The sequence below is a fragment of the Vibrio sp. V15_P4S5T153 genome (assembly GCF_963874485.1).
Lineage (GTDB): Bacteria > Pseudomonadota > Gammaproteobacteria > Enterobacterales > Vibrionaceae > Vibrio > Vibrio anguillarum.
Genome location: NZ_CAWNHR010000011.1, coordinates 1,191,032 through 1,209,137 on the forward strand (window position 1 = coordinate 1,191,032; position 18,106 = coordinate 1,209,137).

General features: G+C 46.6%; 19 protein-coding genes. 17 read left to right on the forward strand and 2 right to left on the reverse strand.

Features of this window, described 5'->3' with window-relative positions; genetic code table 11:
• Window positions 1-124: 124 nt before the first annotated feature.
• Window positions 125-1,369 (reverse strand): NAD(P)/FAD-dependent oxidoreductase, encoded by a 1,245-nt coding sequence (locus tag AACT42_RS07225; RefSeq protein WP_094132838.1) that lies wholly within the window; start codon window positions 1,367-1,369, stop codon window positions 125-127.
• Between the two features lie 23 nt (window positions 1,370-1,392).
• Window positions 1,393-2,499 carry a class I SAM-dependent methyltransferase gene (locus tag AACT42_RS07230; RefSeq protein WP_013856490.1) on the reverse strand — a complete coding sequence of 369 codons (1,107 nt, stop codon included), beginning with the start codon at window positions 2,497-2,499 and terminating at the stop codon, window positions 1,393-1,395.
• 115 nt (window positions 2,500-2,614) lie between these two features.
• Here AACT42_RS07230 and AACT42_RS07235 point away from each other — a divergent pair, with 115 nt between their 5' ends.
• From AACT42_RS07235 to AACT42_RS07315, 17 genes are all read left to right on the forward strand, one after another.
• Window positions 2,615-3,352: a beta-ketoacyl synthase chain length factor gene (locus AACT42_RS07235; protein ID WP_094132836.1), complete on the forward strand. Its 738-nt coding sequence runs from the start codon at window positions 2,615-2,617 to the stop codon at window positions 3,350-3,352.
• The gene (locus tag AACT42_RS07240) at window positions 3,346-4,119 is read left to right on the forward strand and encodes a lysophospholipid acyltransferase family protein (protein ID WP_026028155.1); all 774 of its coding nucleotides are present in this window, start codon (window positions 3,346-3,348) and stop codon (window positions 4,117-4,119) included. The genes AACT42_RS07235 and AACT42_RS07240 overlap by 7 nt, the downstream gene beginning before the upstream one ends.
• Before the next feature lie 190 nt (window positions 4,120-4,309).
• Window positions 4,310-4,570: a phosphopantetheine-binding protein gene (locus AACT42_RS07245; protein WP_013856487.1), complete on the forward strand. Its 261-nt coding sequence runs from the start codon at window positions 4,310-4,312 to the stop codon at window positions 4,568-4,570.
• A gap of 15 nt (window positions 4,571-4,585) precedes the next feature.
• Complete coding sequence (locus tag AACT42_RS07250; protein ID WP_013856486.1) at window positions 4,586-4,843, forward strand: acyl carrier protein; 258 nt, start codon at window positions 4,586-4,588, stop codon at window positions 4,841-4,843.
• A complete protein-coding gene (locus AACT42_RS07255; RefSeq protein WP_017050412.1) occupies window positions 4,843-5,400 on the forward strand; it encodes a septation protein IspZ in 558 nt (185 codons plus the stop codon). Before AACT42_RS07250 ends, AACT42_RS07255 begins: the two co-directional genes overlap by 1 nt.
• 7 nt (window positions 5,401-5,407) lie before the next feature.
• Window positions 5,408-6,793, forward strand: a complete 1,386-nt coding sequence (locus AACT42_RS07260) for an AMP-binding protein (protein WP_094132834.1) — start codon at window positions 5,408-5,410, stop codon at window positions 6,791-6,793.
• A gap of 22 nt (window positions 6,794-6,815) precedes the next feature.
• Window positions 6,816-7,184, forward strand: a complete 369-nt coding sequence (locus AACT42_RS07265) for an ApeI family dehydratase (RefSeq protein ID WP_017045145.1) — start codon at window positions 6,816-6,818, stop codon at window positions 7,182-7,184.
• Entirely contained in the window at window positions 7,168-8,898 is a 1,731-nt protein-coding gene (locus tag AACT42_RS07270) for a glycosyltransferase family 2 protein (RefSeq protein WP_081989654.1), read from the forward strand. The genes AACT42_RS07265 and AACT42_RS07270 overlap by 17 nt, the downstream gene beginning before the upstream one ends.
• Complete coding sequence (locus AACT42_RS07275) at window positions 8,879-10,423, forward strand: HAL/PAL/TAL family ammonia-lyase (protein WP_017050415.1); 1,545 nt, start codon at window positions 8,879-8,881, stop codon at window positions 10,421-10,423. The genes AACT42_RS07270 and AACT42_RS07275 overlap by 20 nt, the downstream gene beginning before the upstream one ends.
• Window positions 10,424-10,431: 8 nt before the next feature.
• Window positions 10,432-10,872 carry an acyl-CoA thioesterase gene (locus AACT42_RS07280; RefSeq protein ID WP_094132832.1) on the forward strand — a complete coding sequence of 147 codons (441 nt, stop codon included), beginning with the start codon at window positions 10,432-10,434 and terminating at the stop codon, window positions 10,870-10,872.
• Window positions 10,869-11,480 (forward strand): LolA family protein, encoded by a 612-nt coding sequence (locus AACT42_RS07285; protein WP_017045141.1) that lies wholly within the window; start codon window positions 10,869-10,871, stop codon window positions 11,478-11,480. The genes AACT42_RS07280 and AACT42_RS07285 overlap by 4 nt, the downstream gene beginning before the upstream one ends.
• Window positions 11,452-13,800 (forward strand): MMPL family transporter, encoded by a 2,349-nt coding sequence (locus tag AACT42_RS07290; RefSeq protein WP_094132830.1) that lies wholly within the window; start codon window positions 11,452-11,454, stop codon window positions 13,798-13,800. Before AACT42_RS07285 ends, AACT42_RS07290 begins: the two co-directional genes overlap by 29 nt.
• Entirely contained in the window at window positions 13,797-14,417 is a 621-nt protein-coding gene (locus AACT42_RS07295; RefSeq protein ID WP_094132828.1) for a DUF3261 domain-containing protein, read from the forward strand. Before AACT42_RS07290 ends, AACT42_RS07295 begins: the two co-directional genes overlap by 4 nt.
• Before the next feature lie 9 nt (window positions 14,418-14,426).
• On the forward strand, window positions 14,427-15,662 hold the full coding sequence (locus tag AACT42_RS07300) for a beta-ketoacyl-[acyl-carrier-protein] synthase family protein (protein ID WP_094132826.1): 1,236 nt from the start codon (window positions 14,427-14,429) through the stop codon (window positions 15,660-15,662).
• The gene (locus AACT42_RS07305; RefSeq protein ID WP_013856475.1) at window positions 15,640-16,104 is read left to right on the forward strand and encodes a hotdog family protein; all 465 of its coding nucleotides are present in this window, start codon (window positions 15,640-15,642) and stop codon (window positions 16,102-16,104) included. Before AACT42_RS07300 ends, AACT42_RS07305 begins: the two co-directional genes overlap by 23 nt.
• Entirely contained in the window at window positions 16,101-16,826 is a 726-nt protein-coding gene (locus AACT42_RS07310) for a 3-ketoacyl-ACP reductase FabG2 (RefSeq protein ID WP_017045136.1), read from the forward strand. Before AACT42_RS07305 ends, AACT42_RS07310 begins: the two co-directional genes overlap by 4 nt.
• On the forward strand, window positions 16,823-18,052 hold the full coding sequence (locus AACT42_RS07315; RefSeq protein WP_094132824.1) for a beta-ketoacyl-ACP synthase: 1,230 nt from the start codon (window positions 16,823-16,825) through the stop codon (window positions 18,050-18,052). The genes AACT42_RS07310 and AACT42_RS07315 overlap by 4 nt, the downstream gene beginning before the upstream one ends.
• Window positions 18,053-18,106: the final 54 nt, after the last annotated feature.

Below are 18,106 nucleotides of genomic sequence, written 5' to 3' on the forward strand. Positions count from 1 at the left end.
GTTAAAATACATATTTATCAACACGTTAATGCGGTGTAGGAATAATCTTACAAGAGAATAAACCCATAAAATTAGAATGAAAGATGCATATCCGCACCAAAACATAATTTCGGTGCGGATATTATTAATGAGATGAAGTACGAATAATTTCAGCTAAACTTGATAAGCGTCGTTGATGCTCAGCGACATAAGGATTACTACGATCCCAAGCATATCCTGCAAGAATAGAGCAAATCATCTGCTTTATTCTTGGGTTGGGCGTTTGGTAAAAAATCACCTCTTGTAACATGCCGTTGTACCAACCTTCCACATAAGTGCGGAACGTATCCACTCCCACCATTAATGGCTGAGAATACTCTTGCTGCCAATCTACACTTTCTTTTTTTAGTTGGCGTACAACGCAAGACACGGCTAACTGAGCCGATTTCATGGCTATCGTTACACCTGATGAAAACACCGGGTCTAAAAATTCACCAGCATTGCCTAATAACGCATAATTTACCGTGGCCAACTGCTTAACATTTGCAGAATAGCCGCCTAGCTCACCAGCAGGATTAGGGTATTCGGACTTCGAAAGCAGTTCTGCCAGCTCAGGCATTTCATTCACCAACTGCTGAATCGCCGCAATTTTATCACTTGGATAGCCGTCAAAAAACGACGGTTCACCGACAACACCTAATGAACATGTGCCGTTAGAAAAAGGAATGAGCCAGTACCATACGTCAGGATTACGCGGATGGACGGAGATCAGTATCTTGTTTCGGTCGTAGTCTGGTTGTTCAGGGGAGATATGATCAATGATATGGGTAAAGATGGCTTTTCTCGGAGGTAAACACGATGGCTCTTCCAAACCGAGTAACTTAGGCAATACTCGGCCAAAGCCACTGGCATCCAGCACGAAGTCGGCTTCAATTTGATACGTTATGCCGTGTTGATCCGTCACCAATAATTGTGATTTATTCTCTTCAAATTCGATATTCGTCAGTTGATGTTGATAACGAATTTCAACCCCTTGCTTAACAGCAGAATCCGCTAATACTTTATCAAATTGACTACGCTGTACCTGAAAAGTGGTTCCCGGCCCATTCGAATATTTGTCGGTAAAATCAAACTGAGCGTATACACCATTTTTTCGAAAGGCTGCACCATTTTTATATTGAAAACCCGCACGCATAACATCAGGCAACATTCCCGCCGCTTCTATCACTTCCATACAAGCAGGTAATAAGCTTTCGCCAATAGAAAAGCGTGGGAAAAGTGCTTTTTCGATAACCAACACACGTATGTTTTGCGCATGGAGTAATGCCGCGGCAGTCGAACCCGAAGGGCCCGCACCAATGATAACAACTTGAGTTATCTCTTTATTCATGAATTGACTCGCATCGATTTTAATTAAGCTTGGGCTTTTAGCTCTAACAAGGTGTGGCCAAGGCCAATATTGTCGGTCCGTTTGATCACCTGTAATCCTGCTGCTTGAACGATTTCTAAGAAATCTTCGCTGCGATAGAAGCGACTATTACCATTTGCAAGGCAGGTAAAATACAAAGAGGTGGCATTGAGGCTATAAGAAGCCGCATCGTACTTCTGTGAATCCCAGAACAGTTCCAAAATATAAACCGTCGAATATGCAGAAAGATTGGCGCGAACGCGTTTTAAAATACTCAAAATTTCCATTGGCGAAAAACAGTCTAAAAACTGGCTCATCCACCACACGTCCGCATTTTTTGGTAACGGTTGTTCTTTATCGAGCATGTTGGCTGGAAAAGGATGAATACGCTGCGTAAAACCTTGTTGCTGCGCGTTAGCCATCGCCATTTCCAACTGTTGTGGCAGATCCACAATCGTCACTTCAACGTCTGAATCATAGTGACAACATTGCAGTGCCCATTTACCCGTATTGCCACCAATATCGACCAAATGTTTCGGTTTTTTACGAAACACTTCTTTCAGCAAAATAGGAAAAGAACGATCGGAATAGAAGTGATCGAATTTGAACCAACTGTCTTTAGCTTGCTGGGGCAAACGCGATAAACCTTGGTAGATGGTATCCCAATCGCCGAGTTCTTTCAGACCAGCAGGCTTGCCTTCGGTGATCGATTCAGTTAAGTGCATCATGGCGGCATAACAAACGTCTGCCGTGAAATCCATATTGGCTTGCGTCATCCCATCATGCAGCAAAAAAATGCCTAGATTAGCCAACGAATAATTCGGTTTATCCCATAAAACAATGTGGGCACTGATGGCCATATCGAGTAATACTTTAACGCCATACTCTGACACGCTCGTTTCTTGAGCAATTTGTTCTGCGTTTAAACCTTTTTCGCCAGCATTATCTAATGCAGCCAATATGCCTAAGTCACGTAATGTACGCGCCGTATGAAAAACGATGGGGGCAAAAGATAATTTTTGAGCTTCGGTTTTTGCCTCTAAAGCGTTATAAGGATCTATTTTTTGATTTAACACATTAAAACCTAACTTTAATTTGTGAACAATATCCAAACACTTAATCTAAGTTCGACTCAATTCTTAAAAATCAATATTTAAGTCAAGGATACAAACGTTTATAGTTGCGAAGAATAATCTTGTGCCATAGTATTTAACCCTATCAAAAACAATGCAATATCTTATGTCAAATCAACAGCAAATAATCACGTTAAATATTGATACTTGGGTTGCAAATTCTGCAGGCTTATCTCACCCTTCTGATTGGCAAAATTGGGCAAGAGAAGAGATTTGGCCTGACGATAATACGCTCAACACAGACCATATTCCTCCTATGATGCGCCGCAGAATGAGTAGTTTGAGCAAATTAGCCGTGCAGACTGCACTGACTGCTATAGAATCACAACATATTGATTACATGGTATTTTCATGTCGTCATGGCGAGCTTCATCGTAGCGTTGAAATCGTGAAGTCGATATTGATTGGCGAAGAAGCCTCACCAATGGCGTTTTCACAATCTGTTCATAATACAGCGGCAGGCCTAGCAACCATCGCTTCAAAACAACCGATCCCGTTAACCTCGATTGCAGCAGCACAAAACACATTTCAAAGTGCCATATTAGAAGCTTGGCTCTATTTAAATGAACACCCTAGTCACAAAGTGCTGTTGGTTGATTTTGATGAGCCATTACCTAGCGACTACCAACAATACGAAGAGTGGCAGTTTCAAGGCTATGCCTTAGGGTTAACCCTGTCTCACGGTTCAGATTTTACACTCTCTATGCAGACATCTGATACCAAGCCACAACAGCCGCAAGCATTGTCGTTTCTTCACCACTATTTGTCAGAAAAATCTGAATGGATCATTGAGGGCTCGCAAAGCGCTTGGAAATGGCAACGAAAATGTTAGAGTTCAACCGCTACTGGCGTATTGCTGCTACAGGTTTTTGTTTTTTTATATTTGGTTTAGGCGGATTAACGCTGAGTTTTATTATTATCCCACTGATTGCATTATTTTCATCGCAAACAGATCGTCGAGAATATAAAGTTCAAAAATCAATCCAAAACTCATTCAATATATTTTGTAAGTTGATGAAATTAACAGGTGCCATCGACTATAAAATAACCAACGCAGAACTATTAAAACAGGATAAAAGCTGCCTTATTATCGCCAATCATCCAAGCTTAATTGATTATGTTCTCATTGCATCACAACTTCATCAGTGCGATTGCTTGGTTAAGTCAGCTATCTGGGCCAATCCTTTTATGAAACGGATTGTTCAAGCCGCAGGTTATATCCCAAATGAAACACCTGATGATTTGTTAAATGTGTGCGAGGAACGCATGAGCCGCGGAAACGTATTATTGATTTTCCCTGAAGGCACGCGAACCACACCCGGTGTTAAACCCAAATTGCAGCGCGGTGCGGCGCAAATCGCAATCCGAACTCAAAGAGACTTACGCATCGTACATATTACCGTTTCTCCGAGTTTTCTCACAAAAGAGCAAAAGTGGTACCAAGTTCCTAAAACCAAACCCTTTTTCCATGTGGAGATAAAGGGTAAAGTTGCCGTCACACCTTTTATTGAAGGTGCTGATAACCCCACCACTGCAGCACGACGTTTAAATCGCCACCTTGCAGAGGTGATTTTCCCCCAAAACAATAACCAGAAATGACAAAACTATTGAAGTTATCGACCCATAACGTCAAGTTGCAGCGAAGCGGAAAGTGAGTAAGTCCCCATCCGTATAGATAACGATATGATTGGGGTGAGCGAACGTAGCCAACACCGCTGCAACTTTAAGTGGGGAAGTGTATATCAAGGTTTTGTTCAAAACGGCTAGAACATTATATAAGTAGGTTGAAGTGGAATTACTACACACAGAAATAAAACAGCTCATTATCGACGCACTAAATCTTGAAGATATCTCAGTTAACGATATCGAAACTGACGCACCACTTTTTGGCGATGGGTTAGGTTTAGATTCTATCGATGCTTTAGAGCTCGGTTTGGCCATTAAAAAGAAGTATAATATCGTCATTGACGCTGATGACTCCAATACTCGCCAACACTTTGCATCAGTGGCAAACTTAGCAAATTATATTTCATCTCAAACTAGCCACTAATAAATAGATAGCGTTATGACAGAAGTAAACCAACAACAAGTATTTGATCAAGTTAAAGAAGCTCTCGTTGAACTATTTGAAATTGATGAAGCCGATATTCAACCAGACGCTCACCTTTATCAAGATCTCGATCTCGACAGTATTGATGCTGTAGATCTTGTCGTTCACTTACAAAAAGTGACTGGCAAAAAAATCAAGCCTGAAGAGTTTAAAACCGTTCGCACCGTCAATGATGTAGTGGAATCGGTTATTGAACTTGTTAAGGAAAGCTAATGCGGCGATTGCTGACGATTTTGTCTGCAATCGTCCTGCTTACCTACCCACTCGCGGTCTACTTCGGGATTAATCAGTTTGGTTTGCAAGCTATAGGGGGTTTCTTAGCCGCTATTTTTGCTTTAAGAATTCTTTCTGGTTGGCAAGCCAAACTTCAAGAACTGAAGCAACTGGCTTGGATTAGTGGGTTCGTTGGTATCACTTTGGTGACTTTGGGGATGCTCTTTCAGCAGCATGGTTGGCTACTGTTTTACCCTGTTGTGGTTAATGTATGTCTTTTGGCTCTTTTTGCCTTGAGCCTAACGCAACCGCAAACAGTGATTGAACGGCTGGCGAGACTGCAAGAGCCTGAACTTCCTCAAAGTGGCATTGAGTACACACGCACGGTCACTAAAGTGTGGTGCCTCTACTTCATCATGAATGGAGCCATCGCACTTTATACCTGCTTCCAATCTATCGAGATCTGGACGTTGTATAACGGATTGATCAGTTATCTCCTTGCTGGCAGCCTCTTTGTAACGGAATGGCTAGTAAGACAAAGGATTCGCAAAGGCTAGGTACGCTATGACTTTCGGCAACCCCGATTTTTGCTCGCTTGCAACGTTACTCTCCTCACCAAGAAACGATTCGCATTGTGTTGCTTTTGACCTCAATAACACCATTAACTGGGCAAACTTTGTCGCCGATGTCAGCCAACTAAGCCGGCAATTAGCGTCGCGAAATGAACATCATATTGCACTGTGTGCTGGCGATAGCTATCGGTTCTCAGTCGGTTTTTTCGCCGTCTGTTACACGCAAAAATCATTAATTCTGCCCGGTAATTATCAACCTGCGGCACTGGCAGAACTGAGCCAACACTTTGAGTTGTTGCTGTGTGATGAGGCAATAACAATACCCAATTCTACGCCAACTCTCTCTCTTAACTATTTAGCGCTACCCAACGACATGCGCGATGAAGCCGTTTGTTTTGCACCACTTTCATTAGAGACACAAACCGTGACGCTGTTTACGTCAGGCTCCAGCGGTCAGCCTAAGGCTATCATCAAAACACTGCGGCAGCTTGAAGCTGAAATCGCCATTTTAGAGCAACTTTGGGGCGAACAGCTCATTGGTGCAAAAGTGGAAAGTACGGTTTCTCATCAACATATTTATGGGCTGCTATTTCGTGTGTTATGGCCACTGTGTGCAGGGCGAGCATTTGCCCGCCATAACTTGGAATTTCCAGAACAAGTGACCGCACATGCGCATCCGGACACTCTGCTGATCAGTAGCCCTGCGCTATTGAAACGCTTGTCACAAGAGCACCAGCCAAGCCCACTGCGCACACTGTTTTCTTCCGGTGGCCCGCTTCCCTACTCTGCTTCTTGTCACGCAAAAACCCTGTTTGGGCAACGACCTATCGAAGTGTATGGCAGTACGGAAACTGGCGGCATCGCTTTTCGGCAACAGCACAGTGCAACGCAGCAATGGCAGCTTTTCCCCTCCGTTGAAGCAAGACTTAACAGCGAGAACTGCTTAGCCTTGCGCTCTGCACACATTGATCCGAATCATTGGTATCAAACAGCCGATGAATGTGAGTTTTCCGACCAACGGCACTTTACCTTGAAAGGTCGCACCGATCGCATCATCAAAATCGAAGAAAAACGGATCTCACTGGTTGAAGTGGAACAGCGTATTGAACAACTGCCGTGGATCAGTGAAACAGCCGTGTTACCACAGCAAGACGGTGAACGTTTGATCTTAATCTCAGCGATTGTACTGTCAGCCAGCGGCACTGAAAAATTAGCTCAACTTGGAAAGGGGAAGTTCTGGCTGTTGCTGCGCTCTGAACTGCGCCAATGGTTAGAACCTATTGCTGTACCTCGACGCTTTAGAGTGGTAAAAGAGATCCCTCTCAACAGCCAAGGTAAGCGCCTTGTTGCTGAACTAGAAACACTATTCCAACCATAAAAATAACGAAGCCCAATAGATTATGGCCAAAAGAACACCCACATTATTATGTGCTGAAACTCAGCCTCACACGGTGAATTTGACGCTGCGCGTTGACGCCGACATTATTGATTTTTCAGGACACTTTGCACATTTTCCATTGCTGCCAGGCGTTACCCAAATCGATTGGGCACTGCGCTATGCACGAGAATACTTATCTGTACCCACAAGCTTTCAAGGTATGGAAGTGATCAAATTCCAAGAACCTATCTTGCCAGACATGACCGTTCAACTGGCATTAAGTTGGGATGAGGAAAAACAGAAACTCGCGTTTAGTTATAGTTCGCAGCGTGAGGGTTTAAACATCATTCACTCATCAGGAAAAATGAAGTTGGGTGAAATCTGTGGCTGATTATCAAGCTTGTTTTTTAATTCCGTGCTACAACCACGGCAGCACAGTAGCAGAAGTGGTCTCATCACTCAGCGCATTTGAACTTCCCATTTTACTGGTTGATGATGGCAGCAATCAGCAAACAAAACAGGCGTTGAGCAACGTCGCCCAGCAAACACATGTTCACCTCATTACCCTAGAACAAAACCAAGGAAAAGGTGGCGCGGTAATGGCTGGCATTCGCCAAGCGCAGCAGTTGGGGTTTAGCCACGTCATCCAAATTGATGCCGATGGCCAACATGATTTACAAGCGCTGCCTAAATTACTGGCCGCGTCAAAGCAACATCCAAACCACCTAATTTCTGGTCAGCCGATTTACGATGACAGCGTACCCAAAGCGCGTTTATATGGCCGTTACGCAACGCATATTTGGGTTTGGATTGAAACGCTATCCTTTACGATCAAAGACAGTATGTGTGGTTTTCGCGCGTATCCTGTAGACCTCACCGTTGAGGTGCTCAATAACCATAAGATCGGCACGCGCATGGATTTCGACATCGAAATCTTAGTTCGCATGTATTGGCACGGGGTCGATATCGATTTTGTGGAAACTCGCGTCATTTATCCTGAAGGAGGCGTCTCTCATTTCGATGCACTATGGGATAACGTCAAAATCAGTTGGATGCACAGCAAATTATTTTTTGGCATGTTACCGCGTATTCCTCAACTGCTGAAACGCAACCAAAGCAGGCACAACAAAAGTGGCGCAGAGCCAAACCAGCACTGGTCAAAGCGTCAAGAACGAGGAACGGTTCTGGGTATTAAAGCGTTACTGGCGGTATATAGCCTACTCGGGCGACCGATTTTTAACCTGATGCTGAAACTTGTAATGAGCTATTACTACCTTACCGGAAAACAAGCTCGCCAAGCCTCTGAACAGTATTTACAGCACTTACAAAGCTACGCAAACCGTCGCCAAATCACGCTGCCAAATCATCTCTCTAGCTATAACCATCTGCTCTCTTTTGGCCACACTATGCTGGATAAATTGGCGGCATGGAAAGGCGATTTTTCGGTAAAAAATTTGACCATTCATGGTCAAGAATCGTTCCAAACTTTAGCAGAACGAAAACAAGGTGTGCTTCTTTTAGGATCTCACCTTGGAAATATTGAACTGTGCCGCGCTCTGGGACGTCGGCATTCTCATATTAAGATCAATGCGTTAGTCTTCACCGAGCACGCCGAACGCTTCAATGCGGTAATGAAAGCGATCAATCCCAACTCAGAACTGAACCTCATTCAAGTGAGCCGTTTGGGCCCCGATACCGCTATTTTGCTTCAACAGAAAATAGAGCAGGGAGAATGGGTGGTGATCGTCGGAGATAGAACGTCCACCAGCAAAGAGACCCGAGCCGTATGGGCCGATTTTTTAGGCCAACCCGCGCCGTTTCCACAAGGCCCTTTTATGTTGGCCTCGGTGTTGAAAGCTCCCGTCTACCTTTTGTTTGGCTTAAGAGACGAACGTTCTAAAACTCCACATTTTAACGTCTATTTCGAGCACTTTAGCGACAACATAGATTTACCGAGAAAAGAGCGACAAGCGGCGCTAGCGCAGGTAGTACAACGCTACGCTGATCGGCTGGAACATTACACACTGCAAGCTCCACTGCAGTGGTATAACTTTTTCAACTTTTGGACTCTAAGTAAACAGCAGCATGATGATTCAGACAGATAACCGCATAACTTTTGGCGTCGATCGCCTCACCATTGAAGATGTTGTCGCGATTTCGCAAGGCGCGCAGGCCAACCTCAATTCTTCAGCGGAATTCACCGCTAAAATTGATCGCGGCGTCGCTTTTCTAGAACGACTTTTAAAAGAAGAAGGCGTGATTTACGGCGTAACCACCGGCTATGGTGATTCATGCACCGTTGCCATTCCACCGAATCTAGTAGACCAATTACCACTGCATTTGACTCGCTTTCACGGCTGTGGCTTAGGCGAGGTATTAAGCCATCAGCAATCTCGCGCAGTATTAGCAACACGCTTGTGTTCACTAGCGCAAGGTGTCTCTGGTGTGAGCCATGAACTACTTAACCAAATCGTCACCTTGATCAACCACGATATCGCCCCTCGTATTCCACAAGAAGGTTCGGTCGGGGCAAGCGGCGATTTAACGCCACTCTCCTACCTCGCGGCCACACTGATTGGTGAGCGCGACGTGCTTTATAAAGGTGAGATGCGCCCAACTCAAGATGTGTTTCACGAACTGGGTATTCGCCCGATCAAGCTAAAACCAAAAGAGGGATTAGCGCTGATGAACGGCACATCAGTCATGACTGCTTTGGCCTGTTTAGCCTATAAACGCGCCGAGTATTTAACTCAACTCTGCACCAAAATTACCGCCATGGTGTCTGTCGGTATTCAGGGTAACGACTTCCATTTTGATGCCGCACTATTTGCCGTCAAGCCGCATCCTGGTCAGCAACAAATCGCAGCATGGCTACGCGATGACTTACAAGCAGAACGCCCACCTCGCAACAGTGATCGCCTGCAAGATCGCTATTCATTGCGCTGCGCACCCCATGTGATTGGCACCGTACAAGATGCACTGCCGTGGCTACGTCAACTGATTGAAAATGAGCTCAACAGTGCCAACGACAACCCCATCATCGATGGCGATAATGAACGCGTACTGCACGGCGGCCATTTTTACGGCGGCCACATTGCCATGGCAATGGATACCTTAAAAACACAGGTTGCTAACCTAGCCGATTTGCTCGATCGCCAAATGGCGCAATTGATGGATTACAAATTCAACAACGGTTTACCGTTTAACTTAACTGGCGCAGAAGGCGAAAGAAAACCGATCAACCACGGCTTTAAAGCCGTGCAGATTGGCATTTCAGCGTGGACGGCCGAAGCCTTGAAACATACCATGCCTGCCAGCGTTTTTTCACGTTCGACTGAGTGTCACAACCAAGACAAAGTCAGCATGGGAACCATTGCCGCGCGTGATTGTCTACGTGTGCTTGAACTGACAGAACAAGTGGCGGCCGCCTCGCTGCTAGCAGCGACCCAAGCAATAGAATTGCGCAAACGTCATCATGAGCTGGATGAGCAACACATGAGTCACAATATCAAGCAGATGCGCTTAGCCGTGTTACAAGATTTTGATTTTGTGGTGGAAGATCGTCCCCTAGAACATGATTTGCGCCACTTTATTAGCCGCATTCAACAACGCCACTGGACACTTTACTAGGAAGCGCGATGAGCGATGTACTTCATCCATTGGAAAGTGAGGTGACTTTAGTCACCTCGTTTCAAGATGCCGACCCAATGGGCGTTATCTACCACGGCAATTATTTTCGTTTTTTTGAAGAAGCACGCCGCGTGCTGATGGAAAAAATTGATTACAGCTATCACGCGATGACTCAGTCGGGCTACCTATGGCCGGTGATTGATACCCACGTGAAGTACGTGAAAGCGATCCCGTTCAACCATACGATTCGAGTCAAAGCGACCTTGACAGAATGGGAAAATCGCTTGCGTGTTGACTACATGATTTTTGATAGCCAGACCGGGCAACGAATGTGTAAAGCTCACACCACTCAAGTAGCGGTTCGCATCGACACCCAAGAGATGTGTTTCGCTTCCCCAACGATATTTACCGACAAAGTGCAGCACTGGCATACCTATGGGAAATTATGATGCGCCGTTTTCTCTGGCTAACTTTAGCTCTATTCTCGCCCCTACTCTGGGCACAGGTGACCGACCTTGCTTCACTGCAAGCGCAGTTGGCGAAACACCAGATCGTACGCGGAGAGTTTACTCAACTCCGCCATATTGAGATGTTCGAACAACCATTGTCGTCAGCCGGGAAATTCTTGCTCGATAAACAAAATGGCTTACTTTGGCAACAATACTCACCATTTCCAGTTAATTTGGTGCTAACTCAAGACAAGCTTCGCCAAACTTTTGCTAACCAACCACCACAGGTGATTACCGAAAAAGAGAACCCAATGGCGTTTTATTTCAGCCATCTCTTTTTGTCGGTATTTCATGGTGACACGCAGCAATTGAATGAACAATTTACGATGACGCTGCACAGCGAAGATGGCCAGTGGCAGTTAAATTTAACGCCGAGAAATGCGCCACTGAGCTCGGTGTTTACCTCGATAACATTAACGGGGAGAGATGACATTGATGGTTTGATCCTGCAAGAAGTGCGAGGCGACAAAACCGAGATTCAGTTTACTAACCAAAACCACCAGCCAGAGCGTTTAACCCATGCTGAGCAAGCACAGTTTAACTTCTAAATCGAACCGGCTGGCATTGTTCTGGTTGGCTTTTGTGACCCTTTGTCTTGGCTTACTACTCAAGCAGTGGTTCTTTTCAGCAGCCTCACCGATCGAGACGGATATCCTTAAGCTACTGCCGGTCAACCAGCAAAGTGTGCTCGCCGAGCAAGCGTTTGAAAAAGTCACTGCCAGTATGAGCGATAAAGTGGTCTTTATTGTCACTGCGCCCAATGAGGCTGACCGGCTCAAATCCGTTACAGCGCTAGAAAGCGAGCTCAAGCAGAGTGGCTATTTCAAGGATGTGGTTGGGAAAATCGATGCCACTCAACAGAGCGCTTGGGCCAGTTACTACTTTCAACATCGAGCACAACTGCTCACCAACGAGCAACGCAATCAGCTCAGTCAACATCCCGAACAACAAATGCAAGCGGTGGTGCAAGCCCTATATAACCCTTTTTCTGGGGTAACAGGGCAAGAGCTCAGTCACGACCCTTTTCTGCTATTTCGCGACTACTTAGCACAACTTAGCCAGCTATCGTCTCATTTTCGTTTGCAAGATGGATACTTAACCCGCGAGTATCAAGGCCAAAAATACGTGCTGATCACCGCGCAGCTCAACGACTCACCATACAGTTTCAAAGCGCAACAAGTGGTGCCCGATATTGCTCAATGGCAACAACGCATCAAGCAACAATTTAGTGCGGACATTTATCACACTGGTGTTTTATTTTACGCCGATTTTGGCACTCAAAGTGCCAAGTCAGAAATCAGCACTATTGGCCTTTTCTCATTACTCGGCATTGTGCTGTTGGTGATGCTGGTTTTTCGCAGTGCCATGCCTTTACTGTTGGCACTGCTCTCGGTATCCGTTGGGTTAGTGGTTGCCATGGTGATCACCACCGCGTTTTTTGGTCAGCTCCATCTGTTTAGCTTAGTGTTTGGGGCCAGCCTGATTGGCGTTTCAATCGACTACGCCTTTCACTACCTGACCGATCGCCTTGCCGCAAATGAACAATGGGACAGCGTGCAAGGACTAAAGCATATTCTGACGGCCATTACCTTAGGGTTAATCACCAGTTTAATTGGCTATCTCGGTCTACTGGTCGCCCCTTTCCCCGGCTTACAACAGCTAGCGCTATTTTCCGCCTTAGGTCTCGTTGCCGCTTACGCGACGGTCGTGGCTTGGTATCCGATTTTAGCCAAAAAACCAAGTCCATCGAGAACGCTTCCCGGCATCACTTATTGGTCCTTATGGTTTGCGCTTTGGCAAAAGCCATGGGTTAAATGGGGCCTACCCACGGCGTTATTGATCATCAGCAGTCTTGCCCTGACGCAAGTGCACTACAACGATGACATTCGACAATTACAAGCCATGCCTAGCGACTTGAAACAGCAAGAGCTGCAAATCAGCGCCTTGACTGGTATTCAATCATCACAGCAAATGTTGGTCGTCAGTGCCAACGATGATGAAGCATTAATGCAGCAGTTAGAAAAATTAGATACGCAATTTTCACAATGGCAACAACAAGGCGTACTTTCTGGCTACCAAAGTTTAAGTCAAAACATCAGCTCGCTTAAGCGTCAGCAAGAAAACTACGCACTGGTTGAAGCACTGTACGCAAACCAAGGCGCAGTACTGGCTCACACGCTGAAACTATCTTCGACTCCTAAACTGGAAGCGTCATTTTTGCCCATGACACTGGCGCATTATTTAGCCCATGATGTTTCCCAGCCGCTGCGCTTTCTTTATTTAGGTGAAGTTGAGCAAAAAGTGGCGGCGGTAGTGCTGTTGAAAGAGGTTCACCAAGCAGCAGTAATTAAGCAGTTTGCGGCGCAAAATAGCGACTACGCCTATTTGAATAAAACCGAAGAGATCTCAACCCTGTTTGGGCAGTATCGCCTTAAAGTGATGGAGTTAATTGCGCTGGCTCTGACCTTGATCAGCGCTCTCACTATTTGGCGCTACGGCGTGAAACACAGTATTCGCATTATGTTACCTTCGCTGATTGCTTGCATCGCTGGGTTAGCCGTCACCGTCGCAACAGGCTCTACGCTCAATTTATTCAATCTATTAGCGCTGGTATTAGTGATAGGTATCGGTATTGATTACACGCTCTTTTTTGCCGAACAAGCCCGCAGTCACAGTACCTTGCTTGCCATAACCCTTTCGGCACTAACGACTTTGCTCTCGTTTGGTCTGCTTGCTCTTAGCCAAACTCACGCCATCCACAGTTTTGGTTTGACGGTACTGAGCGGCATTTTCGTTGCTTGGTTGCTTTCACCAATGGCGATCAAATCACAACCTGCCGCCATGAAAGCGCATGAGGAAAAACTATGATGATGAGAATACGCCGTGCGCTGCCCTTGCTGTTACTGATGTTGTCTGGCTGCTCTTTAGTGCCAAACCAAGCCTCCACGCAGGTAGAAATTAGCCCCAACACATTCGTTACTCTGCCCAAACCTGCGCAACTTGGGTACCAAGTCACGGCAAGTCAGTTGATCAGCGCCCATTGGCAAGATGATAACGGCCAGCATAACCAACAGCTTCCGGTCCAGTTGCAGGTCACCGATGACAAGATTGTGCTGGCAGGGTTTTCATCTTGGGGAACGAGGATTTTATCGCTCAATTATCAGCAAGATACTATTGAGACCAGTGTACTCACTGGCTTAGAAAACACCTTGCCGAAGCCCGAACAGATACTCTTTAACCTGATGATCACGCTCTGGCCGCGAAATGCTTGGGAAGCCTCGTTAAATAAGGTAAAGTGGCAAATCATTGATGATGAGAATAGACGAACACTCATCAATGAACTGGGTGAAACAGTGATTGTTATTGATTATCAACATCCCTTCGCGATGAAGGGCGATATTTGCTTCCACAATCAATTATTGAATTACACCATTACGATTAAAACACTCAGTGCCCAGCACCCTTTGCCGCCCACACAACCGTAGATAGCTATCATGAACTCATCCACGACTTCTCCTATTGATTCTCGCTCACCTATTTATGTCCAAGACTGCGGTTTTCACTGCGCGATGGGGAGTGACTCGTCGCACATTCACCAAAGTTTAGCGCAGGGCTATTGTGACAACATGGTGGCTGACGGCACGTCGCTCAATACTGGCACCCCAACCATCGTAGGCCGAGTGAGTGAACCGCTACCAAAAATCCCAGCGCATTTAAGTGCGTTCAATACGCGCAACAACCAACTGGCTCTTTCTGCACTGCAACAGATTGAACCGAGCGTCCGCCACGCGATTGCCACCTATGGTGCAGATCGCATCGCAGTGGTGGTTGGCACGAGCACGTCCGGCATTGCCGATGGCGAAATCGCACTCGCCCACAAATTAGAGCAGGGCGAATTCCCAAGCGACTACCACTACTACAAACAGGAATTAGGCAATTGCAGTGATTTTATCGCTCGCTATTTTGCAATAAGCGGCCCCTGCTACGCCATTTCGACCGCCTGTTCGTCCAGTGGCCGCGTCTTTATCACCGCCAAAAGAATGCTTAATGCTGGGTTGGTTGATGCGGTGATTGTCGGTGGTGCCGACACTTTGTGCCGCTTAACTCTCAATGGTTTTAACGGTTTAGAAGCGCTGTCTCAACGTTTGTGTAAACCGTTTGATGCACAGCGAGATGGCATCAACATTGGTGAATCTGCCGCTTTTATGCTGCTGGGTAAAACGCCGTCTCAGCAACACGCTCACGCCATTGCGCTATTAGGCGCAGGCGACAGTTCCGATGCACACCATATTTCTGCGCCCCACCCAGATGGAAACGGTGCAGAACAGGCAATGCGTAACGCGCTGCAAGATGCCAAATTAACCGCCAGTGATATCGGCTATATCAACGCTCACGGCACCGCAACACCGCTCAATGACAGCATGGAAAGTAAAGCGATTTCCCGCGTTTTTGGCCAGCACGTTGCGGTGAGTTCAACCAAACCACTCACTGGACACACGCTCGGCGCGGCCAGTGCAACCGAAGCCGCCATTGCTTGGCATATACTGCAATACCAATTGCCTTTGCCCATTCAGCGCTGTGCTAACAAAGCGCCAGACATCGATATTACGCTAGTGGAAACCACTCAATATTTAGAAAACAAGGCCATTTTAAGCAACTCCTTTGCTTTTGGTGGCAACAATATTAGCCTCATTTTTGGTTACGTTAATGACAAAGCTTCCTGCAATTGATCAACTGCTGCCTCATCAAGCGCCGATGATTTTGATTGACCGCGCGCTTGAGGTACAGAGCGAATCTATCCACTGCCAAGTGGATATTGAATCGCACCACCTGTTTTTTGACCCGGCGACACAAAGCATACCGGCCTATGTCGGTATCGAGTTTATGGCACAAGCCATTGCCGCGTGGTCTGGGTATCACTCACTTGTCCAAGGCATTCAACCGCCGATTGGCTTTCTGCTCGGCAGTCGCCGTTATCGAGCGCTGTGCGATGCATTCCTGAAAGGGCAAACGCTCGATATCTACGCTGAACAGCTAATGCAAGACAATGGCATGGCTGTGTTTAAGACAAGAATCGAGCACCAACACCAGCTTTTGGCCGAATGCCAATTAAATGTGTATGTGCCATCAGAACAAAAATTAGAAGAAATGAAAATGAGGAGTCAAGCATGACCCGACACGTATTAGTGACTGGTGCGAGTAAAGGCATAGGCAAAGCGATTGCGATTGCGCTCGCCAAAGATGGTTTTGCCATTGCCGTCCATTACATGGGCGACCAGCAAGGTGCCCTGCAAACACTAGCGACCATCGAGCAAAACGGTGGTTCAGGCCGACTGATTCAATTTGACATCAGCAACCGAGCTCAGTGTCGCGAAGTATTAGAAGCCGATATTGCTCTGCATGGCGCTTATTACGGCGTGGTCAATAACGCGGGCATTACTCGTGACACGGCGTTTCCCGCCATGACAGAACAAGAATGGGATGGTGTAATTCACACCAATTTAGACAGCTTTTATAACGTCCTCCACCCTTGTGTGATGCCAATGGTGCAAAAACGCCAAGGTGGGCGCATTGTGACTTTAGCGTCGGTGTCGGGCATCACAGGCAACCGGGGTCAAACCAATTACAGCGCCGCCAAAGCTGGCGTGATTGGCGCGACCAAATCGCTCGCGCTTGAACTGGCTAAGCGCAAAATCACCGTCAACTGTGTTGCTCCGGGTTTAATCGATACAGGTATGGTGGATGAGCACGTCAAAGAGCACGCACTGCCACAAGTTCCTTTACGCCGCATGGGTGAACCCGAAGAAGTCGCAGGCCTTGTGAGCTATTTAATGTCTGATATTGCTGCTTATGTTACTCGCCAAGTTATCTCGGTTAATGGAGGCTTAGTATGACCCGTCGCGTTGTCGTTACAGGCATGTCCGGCGTGACTGCTTTTGGTAATGACTGGGCCAGTATTGAGCCAAAACTCAGAGCTTGTGAAAATGCCACTCAATATATACCTTCCTATGAGCAGTATGAGGGTTTAAACACTAAACTCGCCGCGCCAATAATGGGCTTTACACTGCCTAGCCACTACAAACGTAAACAAGTCCGAGGTATGGGCCGCGTGTCACAACTGGCGACCGTTGCCACCGAAAATGCGCTGCTACAGGCGGGCTTAATTGGTCATGAAGTGCTGACGAATGGCCAAACCGGCATCGCTTATGGTTCATCAACAGGCAGTACCGATGCCATCGGTGCGTTTGGTGTCATGCTCAACGAAAAAACCACTCGAGCCATTACCGCCACCACTTATGTGCAGATGATGCCTCACACTGCCGCGGTGAACGTAGGCCTATTTTTCGGGCTCAAAGGCCGCGTCATTCCAACCAGTAGCGCCTGCACGTCTGGTAGCCAAGCCATCGGTTACGCGTATGAAGCGATCAAACACGGCTACCAAACCGTAATGGTGGCGGGCGGTGGTGAAGAGCTCTGCCCTACCGAATCGGCCGTATTTGATACCTTATTTGCCACTAGCCTCAAAAACGACCAGCCAAAAACCACCCCCCGCCCGTATGATACTCAGCGTGATGGTTTAGTGATTGGTGAAGGTGCAGGAACTTTAGTGCTTGAAGAGTATCAACACGCCATCGCACGTGGTGCCGTCATTCACGCAGAAATCATCGGTTTTGCCAGCAACTGCGATGCCGCCCATGTCACTCAACCACAAATGGACACCATGCAAATCTGCATGGAGATGGCGCTGCGTGATGCCAAGTTAAGTGCAGATAAAATTGACTATGTTTCGGCTCACGGCACGGCGACCGACCGGGGTGATATAGCCGAAAGTCACGCCACCGCAAACGCGTTGGGTAAAGTGCCGATCAGCTCGTTGAAAAGTTATTTTGGTCACACATTGGGCGCATGTGGCGCGGTTGAAGCTTGGTTGGGTTTAGAAATGATGCGCAGCGGTTGGTTTAATCCAACCCTTAACCTAGATAACATCGACCCGCAATGTGGCGATCTTGATTACATTACAGGCACAGGACGTGAGCTGGATGTGCGATACCTAATGAGCAATAACTTTGCTTTTGGTGGCATCAACACCTCGATTATTTTTAAGAAATTCAGCGAATAATCCCATAAAAAGCCGTTTCCCACACAACGGCTTTTTTTACGAGTTTATTTATCC

Coding starts and splice junctions, on each gene's coding strand:
- AACT42_RS07225 (WP_094132838.1), bottom strand. CDS start 1,369: ATGAATAAAGAGATAACTCAAGTTGTTATCATTGGTGCGGGCCCTTCG.
- AACT42_RS07235 (WP_094132836.1), top strand. CDS start 2,615: ATGCAATATCTTATGTCAAATCAACAGCAAATAATCACGTTAAATATT.
- AACT42_RS07240 (WP_026028155.1), top strand. CDS start 3,346: ATGTTAGAGTTCAACCGCTACTGGCGTATTGCTGCTACAGGTTTTTGT.
- AACT42_RS07250 (WP_013856486.1), top strand. CDS start 4,586: ATGACAGAAGTAAACCAACAACAAGTATTTGATCAAGTTAAAGAAGCT.
- AACT42_RS07255 (WP_017050412.1), top strand. CDS start 4,843: ATGCGGCGATTGCTGACGATTTTGTCTGCAATCGTCCTGCTTACCTAC.
- AACT42_RS07260 (WP_094132834.1), top strand. CDS start 5,408: ATGACTTTCGGCAACCCCGATTTTTGCTCGCTTGCAACGTTACTCTCC.
- AACT42_RS07265 (WP_017045145.1), top strand. CDS start 6,816: ATGGCCAAAAGAACACCCACATTATTATGTGCTGAAACTCAGCCTCAC.
- AACT42_RS07275 (WP_017050415.1), top strand. CDS start 8,879: ATGATGATTCAGACAGATAACCGCATAACTTTTGGCGTCGATCGCCTC.
- AACT42_RS07280 (WP_094132832.1), top strand. CDS start 10,432: ATGAGCGATGTACTTCATCCATTGGAAAGTGAGGTGACTTTAGTCACC.
- AACT42_RS07285 (WP_017045141.1), top strand. CDS start 10,869: ATGATGCGCCGTTTTCTCTGGCTAACTTTAGCTCTATTCTCGCCCCTA.
- AACT42_RS07290 (WP_094132830.1), top strand. CDS start 11,452: ATGCTGAGCAAGCACAGTTTAACTTCTAAATCGAACCGGCTGGCATTG.
- AACT42_RS07295 (WP_094132828.1), top strand. CDS start 13,797: ATGATGATGAGAATACGCCGTGCGCTGCCCTTGCTGTTACTGATGTTG.
- AACT42_RS07300 (WP_094132826.1), top strand. CDS start 14,427: ATGAACTCATCCACGACTTCTCCTATTGATTCTCGCTCACCTATTTAT.
- AACT42_RS07305 (WP_013856475.1), top strand. CDS start 15,640: ATGACAAAGCTTCCTGCAATTGATCAACTGCTGCCTCATCAAGCGCCG.
- AACT42_RS07310 (WP_017045136.1), top strand. CDS start 16,101: ATGACCCGACACGTATTAGTGACTGGTGCGAGTAAAGGCATAGGCAAA.
- AACT42_RS07315 (WP_094132824.1), top strand. CDS start 16,823: ATGACCCGTCGCGTTGTCGTTACAGGCATGTCCGGCGTGACTGCTTTT.